The 17,562-nt window shown below is 41.9% G+C and carries 17 protein-coding genes and 1 pseudogene; 13 read left to right on the forward strand and 5 right to left on the reverse strand.

All coding sequences use genetic code 11. The annotated features are described in order from the left end of the window. The 4 genes from MTP09_RS10230 to MTP09_RS10245 all read right to left on the reverse strand — a co-directional run bounded on the left by MTP09_RS10230 (position 1) and on the right by MTP09_RS10245 (position 3,438). Positions 1 to 198, reverse strand: a complete 198-nt coding sequence (locus tag MTP09_RS10230; protein WP_243548311.1) for a restriction endonuclease subunit S domain-containing protein — start codon at positions 196 to 198, stop codon at positions 1 to 3. Positions 199 to 207: 9 nt separating this feature from the next. Next, positions 208 to 1,308 carry a restriction endonuclease subunit S gene (locus MTP09_RS10235; protein WP_243548312.1) on the reverse strand — a complete coding sequence of 367 codons (1,101 nt, stop codon included), beginning with the start codon at positions 1,306 to 1,308 and terminating at the stop codon, positions 208 to 210. Continuing rightward, positions 1,292 to 2,890: a type I restriction-modification system subunit M gene (locus MTP09_RS10240; RefSeq protein WP_243548313.1), complete on the reverse strand. Its 1,599-nt coding sequence runs from the start codon at positions 2,888 to 2,890 to the stop codon at positions 1,292 to 1,294. The genes MTP09_RS10235 and MTP09_RS10240 overlap by 17 nt, the downstream gene beginning before the upstream one ends. A gap of 314 nt (positions 2,891 to 3,204) precedes the next feature. Next, positions 3,205 to 3,438 carry a hypothetical protein gene (locus MTP09_RS10245; RefSeq protein ID WP_243548314.1) on the reverse strand — a complete coding sequence of 78 codons (234 nt, stop codon included), beginning with the start codon at positions 3,436 to 3,438 and terminating at the stop codon, positions 3,205 to 3,207. Positions 3,439 to 3,442: 4 nt separating this feature from the next. Here MTP09_RS10245 and MTP09_RS10250 point away from each other — a divergent pair, with 4 nt between their 5' ends. The 13 genes and pseudogenes from MTP09_RS10250 to MTP09_RS10305 all read left to right on the forward strand — a co-directional run bounded on the left by MTP09_RS10250 (position 3,443) and on the right by MTP09_RS10305 (position 16,451). Continuing rightward, positions 3,443 to 4,774, forward strand: a complete 1,332-nt coding sequence (locus tag MTP09_RS10250; protein ID WP_243548315.1) for an MFS transporter — start codon at positions 3,443 to 3,445, stop codon at positions 4,772 to 4,774. A gap of 406 nt (positions 4,775 to 5,180) precedes the next feature. After that, positions 5,181 to 6,056 carry a pirin family protein gene (locus tag MTP09_RS10255; RefSeq protein WP_243548316.1) on the forward strand — a complete coding sequence of 292 codons (876 nt, stop codon included), beginning with the start codon at positions 5,181 to 5,183 and terminating at the stop codon, positions 6,054 to 6,056. A 240-nt stretch (positions 6,057 to 6,296) separates the two neighbouring features. Continuing rightward, on the forward strand, positions 6,297 to 7,808 hold the full coding sequence (locus MTP09_RS10260) for a catalase (RefSeq protein ID WP_243548317.1): 1,512 nt from the start codon (positions 6,297 to 6,299) through the stop codon (positions 7,806 to 7,808). 124 nt (positions 7,809 to 7,932) lie between these two features. Then, positions 7,933 to 8,595 (forward strand): NAD(P)-dependent oxidoreductase, encoded by a 663-nt coding sequence (locus MTP09_RS10265; RefSeq protein ID WP_243548318.1) that lies wholly within the window; start codon positions 7,933 to 7,935, stop codon positions 8,593 to 8,595. Between the two features lie 97 nt (positions 8,596 to 8,692). Continuing rightward, complete coding sequence (locus MTP09_RS10270; RefSeq protein WP_243548319.1) at positions 8,693 to 9,736, forward strand: Atu2307/SP_0267 family LLM class monooxygenase; 1,044 nt, start codon at positions 8,693 to 8,695, stop codon at positions 9,734 to 9,736. Positions 9,737 to 9,866: 130 nt separating this feature from the next. Further along, positions 9,867 to 10,763: pseudogene (locus tag MTP09_RS10275) on the forward strand (pirin family protein); the annotation flags it as partial. A gap of 99 nt (positions 10,764 to 10,862) precedes the next feature. Further along, entirely contained in the window at positions 10,863 to 11,069 is a 207-nt protein-coding gene (locus MTP09_RS10280; RefSeq protein ID WP_396022258.1) for a GNAT family N-acetyltransferase, read from the forward strand. A 104-nt stretch (positions 11,070 to 11,173) separates the two neighbouring features. Continuing rightward, on the forward strand, positions 11,174 to 12,739 hold the full coding sequence (locus MTP09_RS10285) for a sodium:solute symporter (protein WP_243548320.1): 1,566 nt from the start codon (positions 11,174 to 11,176) through the stop codon (positions 12,737 to 12,739). A gap of 72 nt (positions 12,740 to 12,811) precedes the next feature. Next, on the forward strand, positions 12,812 to 13,819 hold the full coding sequence (locus MTP09_RS10290; RefSeq protein ID WP_243548321.1) for an NHL domain-containing protein: 1,008 nt from the start codon (positions 12,812 to 12,814) through the stop codon (positions 13,817 to 13,819). Positions 13,820 to 13,950: 131 nt separating this feature from the next. Further along, positions 13,951 to 14,088, forward strand: coding sequence for a T9SS type A sorting domain-containing protein (locus MTP09_RS14575; protein WP_396022220.1), 138 nt, complete (start codon positions 13,951 to 13,953; stop codon positions 14,086 to 14,088). A 99-nt stretch (positions 14,089 to 14,187) separates the two neighbouring features. Next, on the forward strand, positions 14,188 to 15,039 hold the full coding sequence (locus MTP09_RS10295; protein ID WP_243548322.1) for a transketolase: 852 nt from the start codon (positions 14,188 to 14,190) through the stop codon (positions 15,037 to 15,039). A gap of 113 nt (positions 15,040 to 15,152) precedes the next feature. Then, positions 15,153 to 16,100, forward strand: a complete 948-nt coding sequence (locus MTP09_RS10300; protein WP_243548323.1) for a transketolase family protein — start codon at positions 15,153 to 15,155, stop codon at positions 16,098 to 16,100. A gap of 177 nt (positions 16,101 to 16,277) precedes the next feature. Next, the gene (locus MTP09_RS10305) at positions 16,278 to 16,451 is read left to right on the forward strand and encodes a hypothetical protein (RefSeq protein ID WP_243548324.1); all 174 of its coding nucleotides are present in this window, start codon (positions 16,278 to 16,280) and stop codon (positions 16,449 to 16,451) included. A gap of 54 nt (positions 16,452 to 16,505) precedes the next feature. Here MTP09_RS10305 and MTP09_RS10310 read toward each other — a convergent pair whose 3' ends face one another. Next, entirely contained in the window at positions 16,506 to 17,534 is a 1,029-nt protein-coding gene (locus MTP09_RS10310) for an asparaginase (RefSeq protein WP_243548325.1), read from the reverse strand. Between the last annotated feature and the right edge of the window lie 28 nt (positions 17,535 to 17,562).

Below are 17,562 nucleotides of genomic sequence, written 5' to 3' on the forward strand. Positions count from 1 at the left end.
TTAATTCTCCACCGCCATCTTACCCAGCAGCAGACTTTTTAATTCTTCTAGTTTTTGGTTTTGTCTTGTCAGTGACTCAAGTTTATCAATTATTTTATGAAAGCCTGATTTCAAAATAATTTCTTTAGGTGGATTTATTATTTTTATTTCTTCAATAATATTTTTGCTGATATTTTCTTGCGCACCTCCATTTGCCATTGCTTTTATTTAAATTTGTTTGTTTAAAAGAGAATAATAAAGAAAGCTTGCTTCATCGTAAGAATTACAAATCATTGCGCAACAAGCTTGGTTCGTCGTAGTTTCAAATTTTAAAAATCCTAATTGACTTGCAGTTGCACCATACATTGCCATAAGTACAGCGTTTTTAGGAATCAATTTCGTAGAACTATTTCTAAAACCTAATGTTGAAATATATTCTTCTGCCTCAATTATGATGTTATTCGAAATTTCGCCAGTTTTTATCCAAGGAATATCATTTGAATTCCAGTAATCTAAATTATCTCTACTAGGTGTAGCTCCGTTTTTCATTTCCTTACAAAAGTGCTTTACTGACACGACTTTCCACCCCTCTGGAATTTCCTTTCCCAGTTCCTCATTATAAACCATTGCACCGCCGGAGGATTTGTAACCCGTCATTGCGAGCGGTAGCGTGGCAATTTCGTTGTATGGACTTTGTGGTTCCGCTACCATTGAGATTGCTTCGTCGTTCGTTCCTCGCTCCTCGCAATGACGCTGGACTGGAAACTCAAAATCCTCGAACCAATGCCGGTAAATGGTTTGCGCGGTTTCTTCCAGTTTTTCGCAAAGTCGGTTGTTCAGTTGGATGCGCTGTTCTACGGTTTGGTATTCGGCAACGAGTTCTTTTTGTTTTTCAAGTGTCGGCAAAGGAAATTCCATATTCAAGAAATCTTCCCATTCCAAACTTCCCCGCACTCCACCAACTGCCAGAAAACAGGCTTCACGGTCAAACTCGCTTCGTGAAAACCACATCATAAGATATTCTGGGAACAGCTGTTGCTCATCCATAATCTCAAAAACAGGATAAGCCGCAGAAATAATGGCGGGTTCATCTTCCTTCCATAAAGCAACCGGCATTTTCTTATCTCGACGAACCTGCATTGTACTGCACGCAAACTGATTTTTTCTGATGATTTTATAAGTTGACATATCCGTTCCCACCGTATTGGCAACTGATGGAATGAAAACTTTATTGATGGTAAGACCACTAAGGTTTTTCACTTCCAGATTTCGGTTTCGTTCATCTACCAAACGCACATAGTCGCCTAACCTTCTATAATTCGACTGCATAACCTAACTGTTCAAATACTTTTAATAATTCGGCGTTGCTTTTCTGTTCGGCTTTCAGCAGCTCCACCAGTTCGGTTTGCAGTACACTCATCTTTTCGTGATAATCCACATTTTCATCACGGTTCACAAACTCAATATATTTGCTCGGAACCAAAGAATAATCTTTGGCTTTTATTTCTTCGGTGGTGGCGGAATAGCAGTATTCGGGGATGTTGTGATAAACCACCCCGCTCTTCGAGCACCCCTCCAAAGGAGGGGAATTTCCTACTGTTTGCCAATTGTGGTAGGTTTCCGTTATTTTTTGGATGTCTTCTTCAGAAAACTGGATGTATTTTTTCTCAAAAGGAATACCCATTTCCCTAAGATCCATAAACAATACTTCCTCTTTTCGGTCACGGTAACGGCGAACCTCATTTCCTTTTTCCACCGTGCGCTGCGTCTTATTTTTATTAATAATCCACATGGTAACACTAATATTGGTGGTATAAAACATATTCTGTGGTAGGATGACAATGGCTTCTACTAGTCCGTTGTCCACTAATGCTTTGCGGATGGCTTTTTCAGTACCGTCACCACTCAAAGCACCGTTTGCCAGAATAAAACCTGCCACACCGTTTTCCGAAAGCTTGGAAACCATGTGCAGAATCCAACCGTAATTAGCGTTACTTGTTGGCGGAACTTCGTAACCGTTCCATCTTGGATCATCCGTCAGTTCATTCGTGGCGCGCCAGTCTTTTTGGTTAAAAGGAGGATTCGCCATAATGAAGTCGGCTTTCAAATCCTTGTGCTGGTCGTTGGAGAAAGTATCGGCGGCAATATCACCCAAATTGGCAGAAATCCCGCGAATCGCCAAATTCATTTTAGCCAGTTTGTAAGTGGCATTTGTATATTCCTGTCCGTACACGGAAATCTGTTTTTTGTTTCCCTGATGTTCATTCACAAACTTGATACTCTGCACAAACATTCCGCCTGAACCGCAACACGGATCATAAATCTTGCCTTCAAAAGGTTCAATCATTTCGGCAATCAGGTTAACAATCGATTTCGGGGTGTAGAATTCTCCTTTTCCCTTGCCTTCTGCCAAAGCAAAATTGGAAAGAAAATATTCATACACTCTTCCTACCAAATCGTGCTCTTTATCGGCAATGGTGTTAATCTGATTAATGGTATCGAGCAACGCAGAAAGTTTGCTCACATCCAGTCCCAATCGGGAAAAGTAATTATCGGGAAGTGCACCTTTCAGCGCAGGATTATTCTGTTCAATCGTAAAAAGTGCAGTATCGATTTTCAGGGCAATGTCCTGCTGTTTTGCGTGTTGCATAATATAACTCCAACGCGCTTCTTCCGGCAGGTAGAACACATTTTTCATGGTGTAGAATTCCACCATATCGGCAAACTGTTCTTTACCTTCGGCAATAAGTTCCTGCCGTCTTTCTTCAAAGGTATCTCCTGCAAATTTCAGGAAGATTAAACTGAGAACGATGTGTTTATATTCAGCAGATTCCACCGAACCCCGCAATTTGTTGGCGGAATCCCATAATGTTTCTTCGATGCTTTTGGATTTGGTTGTTTTCTTGGCCATATATATTTTAAGTAATCTTTCAAAAATAAGGATTTTTATCCTCTTTTAGCTTATTTTATTGAAACGAATACAAAATAAAATAGAGTCTGCGCAGAAAGCAAAATCTTGAAGAAGTGCACTAACAAGAAGATTTACAATATATATATGCACAGAAAATGAAATCAGAAAAATTTACTTTGCACTTTTGCGTGCAATTTTTTTCAAACGCACTTCTTATCGAATTATTTGAACCATTTGAACCATCTGCAACAATTGCAACAACTGCAACCACATACCGTCAATAGTCAATCCGCTTCGCTGTGAATTTCTGCGAGTCAATTTCTTTGAGTGAATTTTATTTCCTGAGACTTGAAACTTGGAACAACTATAACAACCTGCACCCATTGCAACAACTGCAACACCTTGCACCCACTGCACCCTGCACCAACTTCCACCAACTTGACCAACTCTCGGCTCACTTTTTGCTGCAAGGGAAACATGCCCGATTCTGCACAAATCTTCGATACCGCGACGAAAAGAATATTGCCGTTGATTTTAGCAACGGCCATTTTTATGCAGATGTTAGATTCGACTATTCTGAACACATCGCTTCCGGCGATCGCGAAAGAACTGAGAGAGTCTCCGCTTGATATGCAGAACGCGATCGTCAGTTATGTTTTGACTTTGGCGCTGTTTATGCCGGTTTCGGGATTTTTGGCGGATAAGTTTGGAACGAAAAAGATCTTTATCTTTTCGTTGTTGGTATTCAGTTTGGGTTCGTTGCTGTGTGCGTTGTCGCAGAATCTCACCCACCTTGTCGTGTCGCGGGTTGTGCAGGGAATCGGCGGAAGTTTGATGACTCCCGTTGGAAGATTGGCACTCATCAAAACCTTTGACAAAAACGAAATCTTACGCGCGCTGAACTTTGCGATTGTCCCCGCCTTAATCGGCCCGGTTCTCGGACCGCTTGTCGGCGGCTATCTCGTAGATTATCTTTCGTGGCACTGGATTTTCCTCATCAATATTCCGATCGGTTTGCTGGGAATTTTTCTAAGCATGCGCTTTATGCCGGATTACAAATCCTCCACCATTAAGTTTGATTTAAAAGGGTTCCTGATTTTCGCGTCGGCTTCCCTATTTCTGTCGATCGCACTTGAAAGTTTCGGGACGGCGAAAAACACGACACCGGTTCTTTTGATATTTATCCTGGGATTCCTAATGATTTATTTCTATTACCGGCACGCTAAAAAAACAGACAACCCTATTTTTCCTCTGAATCTCTTCCAGGTAAGAACTTTTAGAGTCGGTATTTTGGGAAATCTTGCCACGAGATTGGGAATCAGCGCCATCCCCTTGCTTTTGCCATTAATGGTACAGATCGCTTATCAGGAAACGGCGGTAGTTTCGGGATGGATTGTCGCACCGATGGCTTTGACGGCGATGTTCGGGAAATCATTTGTGGTAAAAATCCTCAATCACTTCGGTTATCGCAGGACTTTGATGACCAACACCTTCATTATCGGAATCCTGATCTGTATGCTCGGAATTCCGGGAATCAACACTTCGATTTATTGGTTCATCCCGATTATTGCGGTTCTGGGATTCTTTAACTCGATACAATTTACCTCGATGAACACGATTGCAATTGCAGATTTACGCCATTCCCACACCAGCAGCGGAAATTCCTTACTTGCAGTCAACCAGCAACTCGCGATCGGTTTTGGGATTGCTTTGGGACTCGTCGTGCTCAAACTTTTCGAGCGCAGTTCAGGATCAGTCGGTGGCGACATTCATCTCGCATTCCGTTACACGTTTTTTGTCGTAGGATCACTGACGTTTTTATCCGGATTCGTTTTCCGGCGACTGCATTTCCGTGACGGCGACAATATGAAGTCGGAAGGATAAGCGGCTTCGCGGTGAATTCGCTATGCTGTCAATGGTCAATTCGCTTCGCGGTGAATTTCTGCGAGTGAATTTATTTTCCCAACCTGAAACTTGAAATGCAAAGCATTCACGAACTCAATTTAAAAAATAAATAAAATTGTGAGTAAACCTGCAACTTGAAACTTGGAACTTGAAACCAGCATCAACAACTGCAACAATTGCACCCATTGCACCAATCTGCACCTTGCACCCTGCACCAATTGCAACAACCTGCACCTCGCACCAACCTGCACCTCTGAACCACTGAACCCACCCACCAACTCTCCAACTCTCCAACTCTACAACACTCACCCTCCCTTCTTACCCTACATCAATGTTTTTGCATTTTACTTGAAGTACTTTTGTAACATTAATAATGAGAGAAAAAATGGCAACAAAAAAAGTAGAAATCATCGTGCAGCCGAGAACCCCACATTTCGTGGGCGACGGCTTTAGAGTGCATAACTTCATTCCGAGCGGCTATCATTTGGATATGAAGAGAACGGATCCGTTCATCATGTTGGATTACAATTCGAAGTTTCATTTTTCGGGAACCGACACTCCGCGGGGAGTCGGCGTTCACCCACACCGCGGATTTGAAACCGTGACCATCGCTTATCAGGGAAAAGTGGAACACCACGATTCTGCCGGTGGCGGCGGAATTATCGGACAGGGAGATGTGCAGTGGATGACTGCTGCAAGCGGCGTTCTTCACAAAGAATTCCACGAAACGGAGTGGGCAAAAGAAGGCGGGATTTTCCAGATGGTGCAGCTGTGGGTAAACCTCCCGGCAAAAGATAAAATGAGCCCGCCAAAATACCAGGCGATCGCCAACGAAGAGATGACGAAAGTGGATTTGGGCGAAAACGGGCACATCGAAATCATCGCGGGAAATTATCAGGATCAAAAAGGACCTGCATCGACTTTCACGCCGGTGAATCTGATGAACGCCAAACTGAAAAAAGGAGGAACAGCAGAGTTCAGTTTCCCTGCGAATTTCAATACTGGAGCATTGGTAATCGAAGGCAGCATCACGGTAAACGGCGAAGAAAAAGTCGCGACCGACCATTTCGTGCTGTTCGAAAATGAAGGCGAAACTTTCACCATCGAAGCTCCGGAAGATTCCATCGTGCTCATCATCAGCGGAGAACCGATCAACGAACCGATTTTTCCACACGGACCTTTCGTGATGAACACCCGTGAAGAAATCATTCAGGCATTCGACGACTTTAATAATGGAAAGTTTGGCTATCTGGAAGATTGACGATTAATACATCAGAAACCGACGTCGGCATTTTGAAATCTTTAACGAAAAGATATTCAGGATGCCGACTTTTTAATTTAACAGGAATTTAACGGTTGCCAAGCGTCGTGATTCCACCAAATATCTGTAAATTCATCTTTCGAAAAGACAATGATATTAATATGTTTTATCTATTAACTTTAATTTTTGCTATTGATAAAATCTAAATACCTTTACCTTACAATTGAAAAATCAAATATTATGGATGACAAGAAAAAACTGACAAGACAAACCGGAGCACCAGTTGGTGACAATCAGAATGCAATGACAGCCGGGCCAAGAGGTCCGATGTTGCTTCAGGATGCATGGTTTATTGAAAAAATGGCGAACTTCGACAGAGAAGTAATTCCTGAAAGAAGAATGCACGCCAAAGGTTCGGGAGCGTTCGGAACTTTTACCGTTACGCACGATATAACGCAATATACAAGAGCAAATATCTTCAGCGAAATCGGTAAGAAAACAGAAATGTTTGCACGTTTCTCAACGGTTGCCGGCGAAAGAGGTGCTGCTGATGCAGAAAGAGACATCCGTGGTTTCGCTCTTAAATTTTATACTGACGAAGGAATTTGGGATTTAGTTGGAAACAACACGCCGGTATTTTTCTTCCGAGACCCGATGAAATTCCCTGATCTAAATCACGCCGTAAAACGCGACCCAAAAACCAATATGAGAAGTGCCCAGAATAACTGGGATTTCTGGACGTTATTGCCGGAATCGCTTCATCAGGTTACTATTATTATGAGCGACCGCGGAATTCCAAAAGGATACCGCCATATGCACGGTTTTGGCAGCCACACCTACTCTTTCATCAATAAAAATAATGTAAGATATTGGGTAAAATTCCATTTCCGCACGCAACAGGGAATTGAAAACCTGTCCGATGAAGAAGCAGCGAAAATCGTTGGTATGGACAGAGAATCTTCACAACGCGACTTATTTGAAGCCATTGAAAGAGGCGATTTCCCAAAATGGAATTTATTCGTTCAGATTATGACGGAGGAGCAGGCAAAAACCTATCGTTTCCATCCATTTGATTTAACGAAAGTTTGGTCTAAAAAAGACTTCCCGCTGATTCCGGTTGGAGAATTCGAACTCAATAAAAATCCGGATAATTACTTCCAAGATGTGGAGCAAGCCGCATTCAACCCGATGAATATTGTTCCGGGTATCGGTTTCTCTCCCGATAAAATGCTTCAGGGCAGACTTTTTTCTTACGGCGATGCACAGCGTTACAGATTGGGCGTGAACCATTTCCAAATTCCTGTGAACAAACCGAGATGTCCTTATCACGCGTTCCACAGAGACGGGCAAATGCGTGTTGATGCCAACTATGGCGATGCAAAGCATTATAATCCAAACAGTTATGGAGAGTGGCAGGAACAGCCAGAGCATAAAGAACCACCATTAGAACTGGAAGGTTCGGCCTATGCACACAATTTCCGTGATGATGATACCGATTATTTCACGCAGCCGGGCGATTTATTCAGAATCATTAAGGCCGATGGAAAAGCAGATTTGCTTTTCAAAAATACGGCAGCCCAAGTTGGTGGAGCGGAAAAGTTTGTGCAGATTCGCCACATCCGCAACTGTTACAAAGCCGATCCGGAATACGGAACGGGCGTTGCTGAAGCACTTGGGCTGACCATGGATGAAGTGGATAACTTCGATATGTCTCCTTACGACAGATGGGCACCAAGACCAACCAACGGATAATTTACTTAATCCATAATAAAACCTCCTTTTTCGGGAGGTTTTTTGTGCTCAAAAAAACTTAACATACATCAACACTTTCCGGATTTTGTTTGGTTAATTTTGTATCAATAAATTACAAATCATTATGAAAATAGCATTAATCGGCGCTACAGGATATGTAGGAAGCGCCATCTTAAACGAGCTTGCCAACAGAAATTACGAAGTAACCGCAATCGCCAGAAATACGGATAAAATTAACAATGAAAACGAAAATATCACAAAAAGAAACGCTGATATTTTCAATACCGAAGAACTCACTGAAATTCTCAACGGAAGTGATGTGGTGGTAAGTGCCTACAATCCGGGATGGGCAAATCCTAATATTCACAACGATTATATGAAAGGTGCAGAAAGTATTCAGAAAGCAGTTGAGAAGTCGGATGCGAACCGATTAATCGTTATCGGCGGTGCCGGAACCATGAAGATTGACGGAAATTACATCGTTGACGGCCCTGATTTTCCAAAAGAAATATATCCCGGAGCAAGCGCAGTGAAAAAATATTTCGTTGAAAATCTAAGTAAAAACGAAACGCTTGATTGGGAATTTTTCTCACCTGCCATTGAAATGAATATGTTCAGCGAAGATAAAGACCGCGGCAGAACCGGTGCATACCGCTACGGAAACGACACACCGGTTTTCGATAATGAAGGCCGTTCCAGACATTCGGTAGAGGATTTGGCTGTAGCGATTGTCGATGAAATCGAGAAGAAGCAGTTTGTGAGAAAGCAGTTTACCGCAGCTTACTAGATTACGAAATACAAAATACAAAACGCAACTAATTCCAATAAATAAAGAAGTCTGTTTTTACTTCGGTCTTCGGACTGCTGACTTCCACCTTTAAAATATGAAAAATATAGAATTCGGTCTTATGACCTTCGCAGATATGGCGCCGGAAACTGTTTCCGAAAAAGGTACAAACGCCCACCAAAGAATACAGAATTTACTGGAGGAAGTAAAACTCGCCGATGAACTCGGGATCGATGTTTTCGGTTTGGGAGAACATCACCGCGATGATTATTCGGTTTCTTCGCCAACTACAGTTTTGGGGGCAGCAGCAGCCATTACAAAAGATATTAAACTATCGAGCGCAGTGACGGTTTTAAGCTCCGATGATCCGGTGCGTGTGTATCAGCAGTTCGCAACCATTGACCTGATTTCGGGTGGTAGAGCCGAAATTATGGCAGGAAGAGGTTCATTTATCGAAAGTTTTCCTTTATTCGGATACGATTTGGGAGATTATAACGAACTGTTTGAAGAAAAACTGGAACTTCTTCTGGAAATCAATAAATCAGAGAAAGTAAACTGGAGCGGAAAACTACGTGCACCAATTCACAATCTTGGGGTTTATCCGAGAGCGGTAGAAGGTGAAATCCCAGTTTGGCTGGCTGCAGGCGGAACACCATCGTCGGCAGTTCGCGCTGCAAAACTGAAATTGCCTTTAATGCTTGCGATTATTGGTGGAATGCCGGAAAATTTCATTCCGTTCATCAATTTGTATAAGAAAACGGCTTTGGAAAGCGGAACTTCTGCGGAAGATTTACAGGTTGGCATCAACAATCACGTATTCATCGGGGAAAATGATGAAGAAATTGCTGATGCTTTCTTCCCGCATTATGCACAGATGATGGACCGTGTTGGAAGAAGCCGCGGTTGGCAGCCAATGTCCCGACAACAGTTTGAATTTATGAGAAGCAAACGTGGTTCACTAATAGTAGGAAGCGTAGAAAAGGTTATTGATAAAATAGTGTTGGAGCACGAAATGTTCGGATTCACAAGATTTATGGCGCATACAAGTCTGGGAACGGTTCCTCATGAACTAACGATGAAATCTATAGAACTTTACGGAAATGAAGTGATTCCTGAAGTGAAGAGAAGATTGGGATTGTAGCTTGAAGTTGGAAGCACGAAGCACGAAGTTTCAAGTAACAAATAATCATAAATTCGGTTACACTATTAGAAATTTTTGAAACTTCTAAATAGTTTTTCCTTAAATTGTAAAATCAAAACCAACACATACAATGTCAAACATCGAATTAATTATCGAAGAAAAAGCTGCTGATATTGGAAATTTTCTGGTTGGCAGACTGCTTCCTTTCCGCGAAAAAAGAGCGGTGGGTCCTTTTGTTTTTATTGATCATATGGGTCCTGCAAAACTTTCGGATTATCAGAATCTGGATGTTCCGCCGCATCCGCACATCGGGCTTTCAACCTTGACGTATCTTTTTGAAGGTTCCATTTTCCATCGCGACAGCATCGGAAGCGCCATCGAAATTCAGCCGGGAGCAGTAAACTGGATGACCGCCGGAAAAGGTGTCGTTCATTCCGAAAGAACTCCAGAGTATTTAAGAAGTTCAGATAAATCGCTGCACGGATTCCAGATTTGGGTGGGACTTCCGAAGGAACTTGAGAACATGAATCCGGAATTTCATCATACTGAAGCTTCAGAAATTCCAACATGGGACGAAAACGGAGTTCAGTATAAATTGATTGCGGGAGAAGCTTTCGACAAAAAATCGCCGGTTCCGGTATATAGCAAAATGTTTTTCATTGAAATCAAAAATAAGGAAAAGGTGAAAATCAATCTTGGTCAACATCTTTTCGGTGAAGTAGCGATGTACATTTTGGATGGAACGGTGAATATTGAAGGACATGAATTCGGCTCCAAACAACTTTTAGTTGCTAAAAATGCGACACTTTGTGAGTTTGAGATCAATGAAAACTCTACCGTATATCTTTTTGGTGGAGAACCGTTTCCGGAACAAAGGCATATTTTTTGGAACTTTGTAAGTTCGGACCGAGAGACGATAGAACAGGCAAAACTTGATTGGCACGAACAAAATTATGATGCTTTACCGAAAGTCGTTGGCGATGAGGAAGAGTTTGTTCCTTTGCCAAAAGCAATCTTAAAACAAAAAATAGAGCAAAAAAATAATAATATGACAGAAATAAAACATCACAACAACGAAAAAAATGGCGAGTTTGAAATTTACTATGAAGGTGAAAAAGCCGGGAAAATGACTTACACTTGGGCAGGAGAAGACAAGTTCATCATCGACCATACCGAAGTTGATCCAAAGTTTGGCGGACAAGGATTGGCAAAACAACTGGTTTTGGCAGGAGCTGCTTATGCAAAAGAAAATAACAAAAAAGTGATCCCGCTTTGTCCTTACGCAAAATCAGTTTTCGAAAAAAATCAGAACATCCAGGATGTGCTGTCTTAGAAGAAGATTTTACAGAGAACAATTTCGAACGCGCCAATCGGCGCGTTCCTGCGTATTTCCAAAAAAAACTATATTTGTTGGATTTTTAAAAAATAAACTTTTTGATGAGTTCCACATCCATACTATTACTCTGCGTCTTCCTCTACTTTGTCGGATTATTAATCATCGCCTATTTCGCGAGCCGCGGATCCGACAACCAGTCTTTCTTCATCGGAAACAAGAAAAGTAAATGGTGGCTCGTTGCTTTCGGGATGATTGGAACGAGTTTGAGCGGTGTTACATTTATTTCAGTTCCGGGTACTGTCGGAAAAATGACCGGAACCGAATACATCTATGGCGGCTTCGAGTACTACATGATGGTTTTAGGATTTTTTGTGGGCTACTTTGTCGTCGCATTCATACTGCTTCCGCTGTATTATCGGATGAATCTGACTTCGATCTACACTTATTTGGGCAAAAGATTTAATGTGGAAGCACACAAAATCGGCTCGCTGTTTTTCATTATTTCAAGATCGATTGGCGCTACAGCGCGACTTTATTTGGTGGTGAATGTTTTACAGATTTTCCTTCTTCAGGATCTTGGCGTTCCGTTTTGGGTAACTTCCGCGGTGATTTTGCTGATGGTATTGCTCTACACATTTGAAGGCGGTGTAAAAACCATCGTGATAACCGATACGTTACAGACTTCATTTATGATCTTAAGTTTGATCGGATGTATTGTGTATATTCTGTCGCACCTCGATTTATCGGCAACTCAGGCCTACTCTATTCTTGCAGAAAAACAATATACTCATCTGCTGAATACTGACATCAATTCCAAAACCCATTTCCTGAAAACCTTTTTCGGCGGAATGTTCATAACCATTGCAATGACCGGATTGGATCAGGAAATGATGCAGAAAAACATCTCGGTGGACAACTTGAAAAACTCCAAGAAAAATATGATTACGTTTGCGGGAACGCTACTTTTCGTGAACCTTGCTTTCTTATTTTTAGGCGGTTTGCTTTATTTATTTGCGATGGAAAACGGCGCAGTTTATCAGCAGATTACCAATTTAGTGAACGGTCAGGAAACAATTTCCAATGTTTTTGGATTTAAGGATGCTGCAGGAAACGTGAACAATATTATGGGTGATGACCTGTTCCCGGCGCTCTCTCTTCACGGCTATTTTCCGCTGGCGATTGCAGTGATTTTCCTGATCGGCTTGACTTCGGCACTTTTTCCTTCTGCAGATGGCGCGCTTACAGCCGTAACAAGCTCTTATTGTGTTGATTTATTGGGAATTAATGAAGACCAAACCAAAACCGAACAGCAGAAAAAACGTTTAAGAATGCGGGTTCACCTCACTTTTACAGTGATTTTCTTCATTCTGATTATGATTTTCAAAGCTATCAACGACAAGTCGATTGTATATTTGATTATGGAAGTTGCCGGCTACACTTACGGACCGCTTCTGGGACTTTTCGCCTTCGGAATTTTTACCAAATACCAGATCAACAGAAAAGGTTGGATTCTCGCCGTAACTCTTTTGGCACCGGTGGTAACCTACCTTCTGAACCAGCTCGTCATCAATTATACCGACTACCGAATCGGAGTAGAACTGATTATTATCAATGGTTTGCTGACGTTTATCGGATTGTGGATGATCCGACACAAAAACAGAAGTTAAAAAATACCTAAAAATCGGGATGGTTTTATCCCGATTTTTTTTTGACTTTTACCCAAACAAAAACCTCGCATTATGAGAATTATTTTTACAATTATTCTGATAATTTTACTTAGTTCGCTAAAAACACATGCGCAAATCGTTTCAACCTATGCCGGAACAGGAGGAATAGGAAATCAAGACGGACCAAGACTTACTGCAACTTTTCTAGCTATTAATTATATTACTGTTGATAATCAGGGAAATGTTTACGTGTCTGATTATCAAGGTCATAAAATAAGAAAAATTTCGACAGACGGAATGGTTTCTACTTTGGCTGGAACTGGTGTTCAAGGCGATATTAATGGCTCAGGTTCTTCTGCGCGGCTCAGATTTCCTACAGGAATTGACGTTGATAGCGAAGGGAATGTGTACTTCGCTGATAGTGGAAATTTTAAGATCAAGAAAATAACTCCATCCGGCTTTGTCACTACAGTTTCAGGCAGCGGTGTAATGGGCGATTTAGACGGTGCGCCAAATCTTGCGAAGTTTAATTTATTGTATGACCTCAAGGTTGATCATAATGGAAATATTTTCGTCGCTGATTATGAAGCTAATAAAGTAAAAAAAATAATCCCGGACGGTACCGTCTCTACTTACGCCGGAACAGGAGTTTTAGGAGAAACCAACGGCCCGGCTCTTTCTGCAATGCTCAACAATCCACGCGGTATAGCGGTGGATAATCTGGGAAACGTCTTTTTTTCGGAACTTCGAAAAATTAGAAAAATCTCTGCAGACGGAATTGTTTCTGACTTTGCCGGAAGTGGCAATTTCTCTAATACACCAATTGATGGTTCCGGAGATATGGCCACTTTTAATAATCCGAGAACTTTAGATATTGATTCCCAGGGAAATATTTATGCAGGAGAACAGGGACACACAAGAATCAGAAAAATCACACCACAAAGATTTGTCTCCACATATGCCGGTACAGGAGCTGTGGGTAATGCAGACGGACCTGCAAATATGGCAACCTTTAGAAATCCGAACGGAGTAACCGTATTTCAGGACACCACTCTTTATATCGCCGACGAAGGCAACTGAAAGGTACGTAAAATTGAATCCACTATTATGAGCACCTCGGAGCCATTTGGTAAATCTATACGTGTTGGGCAAATGGAAAAAATATTTTTATAAATTCTGAAAAGAAAATAAATTCGGTTTCTGTTTATGACATGACTGGAAAAAAAATTAAATCTCAATTGATCAATCGTCAGTCTGCGCTTATCCTGATGGATCAACCCGGAGTTTACATTGTAGAAATCATTACAGGAAATGGCGAAGTTTTTTCAACTAAAATAATTTTCCATTAAAGATTCACTAATTTAACATTCAATCCGTCAACCGACGGATTTTTCATTTCCAAAACCGCTTAAAAAATCGTAAATTCGCGTGCAAATAAATCAACTATAATGAGTAAAAGTATTGAGGAGTTAAAATCTCTTACAACACAAATCAGAAGGGACATTCTGCGAATGGTTCACGCCGTGAATTCCGGTCATCCCGGCGGAAGTTTGGGCTGCACCGAATTCTTCACTGCACTTTACGGAAAGGTGATGAACTACAAATTGCCATTTACCATGGAAGGCAAAAACGAAGACCTTTTCTTTCTTTCCAACGGACACATTTCGCCCGTGTTCTACTCCACTTTGGCAAGATTCGGGTTTTTTCCGGTGGATGAACTCAGAACGTTCAGAAAACTCGATTCCAGATTACAGGGACACCCCACCACACACGAAGGACTTCCTGGAGTGCGCGTTGCATCCGGTTCTTTGGGACAGGGACTTTCTGTAGCCATCGGTGCCGCTCTTGGAAAAAAATTAGACGGAGATTCTTCTTTAGTTTACACGCTTCACGGCGACGGTGAACTTCAGGAAGGCCAGATTTGGGAAGCACTGATGTTTGCCGCAGCAAAAAAAGTGGACAATATAATTTCCACCATTGATGCCAACAACCGACAAATCGACGGAGACGTGGACGACGTGCTTAGTTTGGGAGATTTACACGCAAAACTTGAAGCTTTCGGATGGACGGTTCTGAACGAGAAAAACGGAAACGACCTTGAAGCCGTAATCGCCATCCTCGAAAAAGCAAAAACCGAAACCGGAAAAGGAAAACCTGTCGCCATCATCCTGAATACCGAAATGGGTTATGGAGTTGATTATATGATGGGAACGCACGCTTGGCACGGAAAAGCGCCGAACGACGAACAGTTGGAAAGCGCATTCAAACAGCTGTATCTGGAAGCACCGGCGGACTATTGATAAGTGGTTCAGTGGACAAGTGGTTCAGTGGTTCAGTAATTTATTTTAACTCAAAAAATGGCTTTTTAAGTACGGAAACTGTTCAGGATACTTATGAAAGCCGAAAGCAAAACATGAAATATACTTATACAGAAAAAAAAGATACACGAAGCGGTTTCGGAGCAGGACTTGCCGAACTTGCAGATAAAAACCCGAATGTGGTGGCACTTTGCGCAGACCTCATCGGTTCCCTAAAGATGGAGAAGTTCATCGAAAAAGCACCGGAAAGATTCTTCCAGGTGGGAATTGCAGAAGCGAATATGATGGGAATCGCGGCCGGTTTAACCATCAACGGAAAAATTCCTTTTACCGGAACTTTTGCCAATTTCTCAACCTCCAGAGTTTATGACCAGATTCGTCAGTCGATTGCTTATTCCGGAAAAAATGTGAAGATTTGTGCTTCCCACGCTGGTTTAACGTTGGGTGAAGACGGCGCAACGCACCAAGTTTTGGAAGACATCGGCATGATGAAAATGCTTCCCGGAATGGTCGTTATCAATCCTTGCGATTATAACCAGACGAAAGCCGCAACCATCGCCATCGCCGATTATGAAGGTCCGGTTTATCTGCGTTTCGGAAGACCTACGGTACCGGTTTTTATGCCGGAAGATATGCCGTTTGAAATCGGAAAAGGAATTCTGCTTCAGGAAGGAAAAGACGTAACGATCGTAGCAACCGGACATTTGGTTTGGGAATCATTAGTTGCCGCAGATGAACTGGAAAAAGAAGGAATCTCCTGCGAAGTAATTAACATTCACACCATCAAACCTTTGGATGAAGAAATTATCCTCAAGTCGGTAGAAAAAACCGGAAAAATCGTAACCGCCGAAGAACACAATTATTTGGGCGGATTGGGCGAATCTGTTGCAGGAATGCTTTCCAGAAGAAGACCAACCCCACAGGAATTTGTAGCCGTAAATGATACTTTCGGTGAATCTGCAACTCCGGCAGAATTGATGAAGAAATACAAAATCGACGCTGCCGCAGTGAAAGAGGCGGTGAAAAGAATTTTGGCAAGATAATAATTCAGGAAACCTCATAGGTTTTGGAAACCTATGAGGTTTAACCAATCGACAAAGCACGCTTTCCGGCGTGTTTTTCTTGTTTATCAGAAAAAGTACCAGTATTCATCTTATATGTCCTATTAATTGACATTCATATCCGATAATTTCGTCCGGTAAATTTTTAACTAACTCATCATGACGGACAAAACATCAAAAATCTGGAAAACCGCTTTGGCTTCGTTAGCACTATTTTTCAGCATGAATCTATCGGCTCAGGAAACCGCTGCACCTGAATTTCAAAACCCACCAATGAACTTTGAAACCCTCGTCGGAACCGGCGGCGGATTTGTCCAGGTATTGCTGTTCTAATTACATAGATGATATTTCAAAAACCGCAAAGATTTCCTTTGCGGTTTTTAATTCCTAAACTCCAAATTTCCCTGTAACCTCTCCTCTCATATTTTGCACAAAAAGTTCAGAAAATGGTTCAGAATAATTTGGGTTGTCCAAAAGGTGCATCGCCTTGGTAATCGCACTTTCCGCAGTGATGTCGTTTCCACTTATCGCCCCGATCTTAGTAAAAATATTTGAGTTACTGTACTTCCCAAAACTGATTCCGCCCGAAACGCACTGCGAAATCACCACGATCTCAGTCCCGTTTTTCCGCAATTGCTGTAACGTTTTTCTTGTCTTTTCCGTATTGAAAATCGTTCCCGAGCCGAAAACCTGCAGCACCAAAACCTTCACCTTCGGAATCTCGGAAAAGTGTTCCAGATGCATTCCCGGGAAAATCCGCCAGAACAGCACATCCGTCGAAATATGGTCATCCACTTCAAATTTCGAATCGGGATTCGGTCGCCAAAGAAAATCCTTCTCCACATTCAGATGAACCCCGCTCTGTCCCAAAACCGGGTAATTCGGAGTTTGGTACGCGTCAAAATACTCTGCCGAATATTTCAATGTACGGTTTCCACGAAGCAGTTTGTATTCGAAATATACCGCAACTTCCTGAATGACGGCTTCATCGTTTTCGTACAAACTTGCATAATAAAGACTCGTCAAAAGATTCTCTTTCGCATCAGTCCGTAAATCTCCGATTGGCAATTGCGAACCCGTAAGAATCACAGGTTTTCTCAAATTCTTCAACATAAAACTCAGTGCAGAAGCAGTGTACGACATCGTATCTGTTCCGTGAAGAATAAGAAATCCGTCGTATTGGTCGTAGTTTTTTCCGATATAATTGGCAATGATTTTCCATTCGTTCGGACCCATGTCGGAAGAATCGAGCGGCTTTTTAAAAGGGTGTACCGAAACTTCGCACTCAATCAGTTTCATCTCCGGAATCTTTTTGAAAATATTCGAAAAATCAAACGGAACCAAACTTCCTGATTCATAATCTTTTTCCATCCCGATCGTTCCGCCGGTGTAGATGAGGAGCACTTTACGTTTCATGATCTCAAAAATACGTTAATTTGTACTG

Origin of the sequence: Chryseobacterium suipulveris (genome assembly GCF_022811685.1) — a bacterium.
GTDB lineage: Bacteria > Bacteroidota > Bacteroidia > Flavobacteriales > Weeksellaceae > Kaistella > Kaistella suipulveris.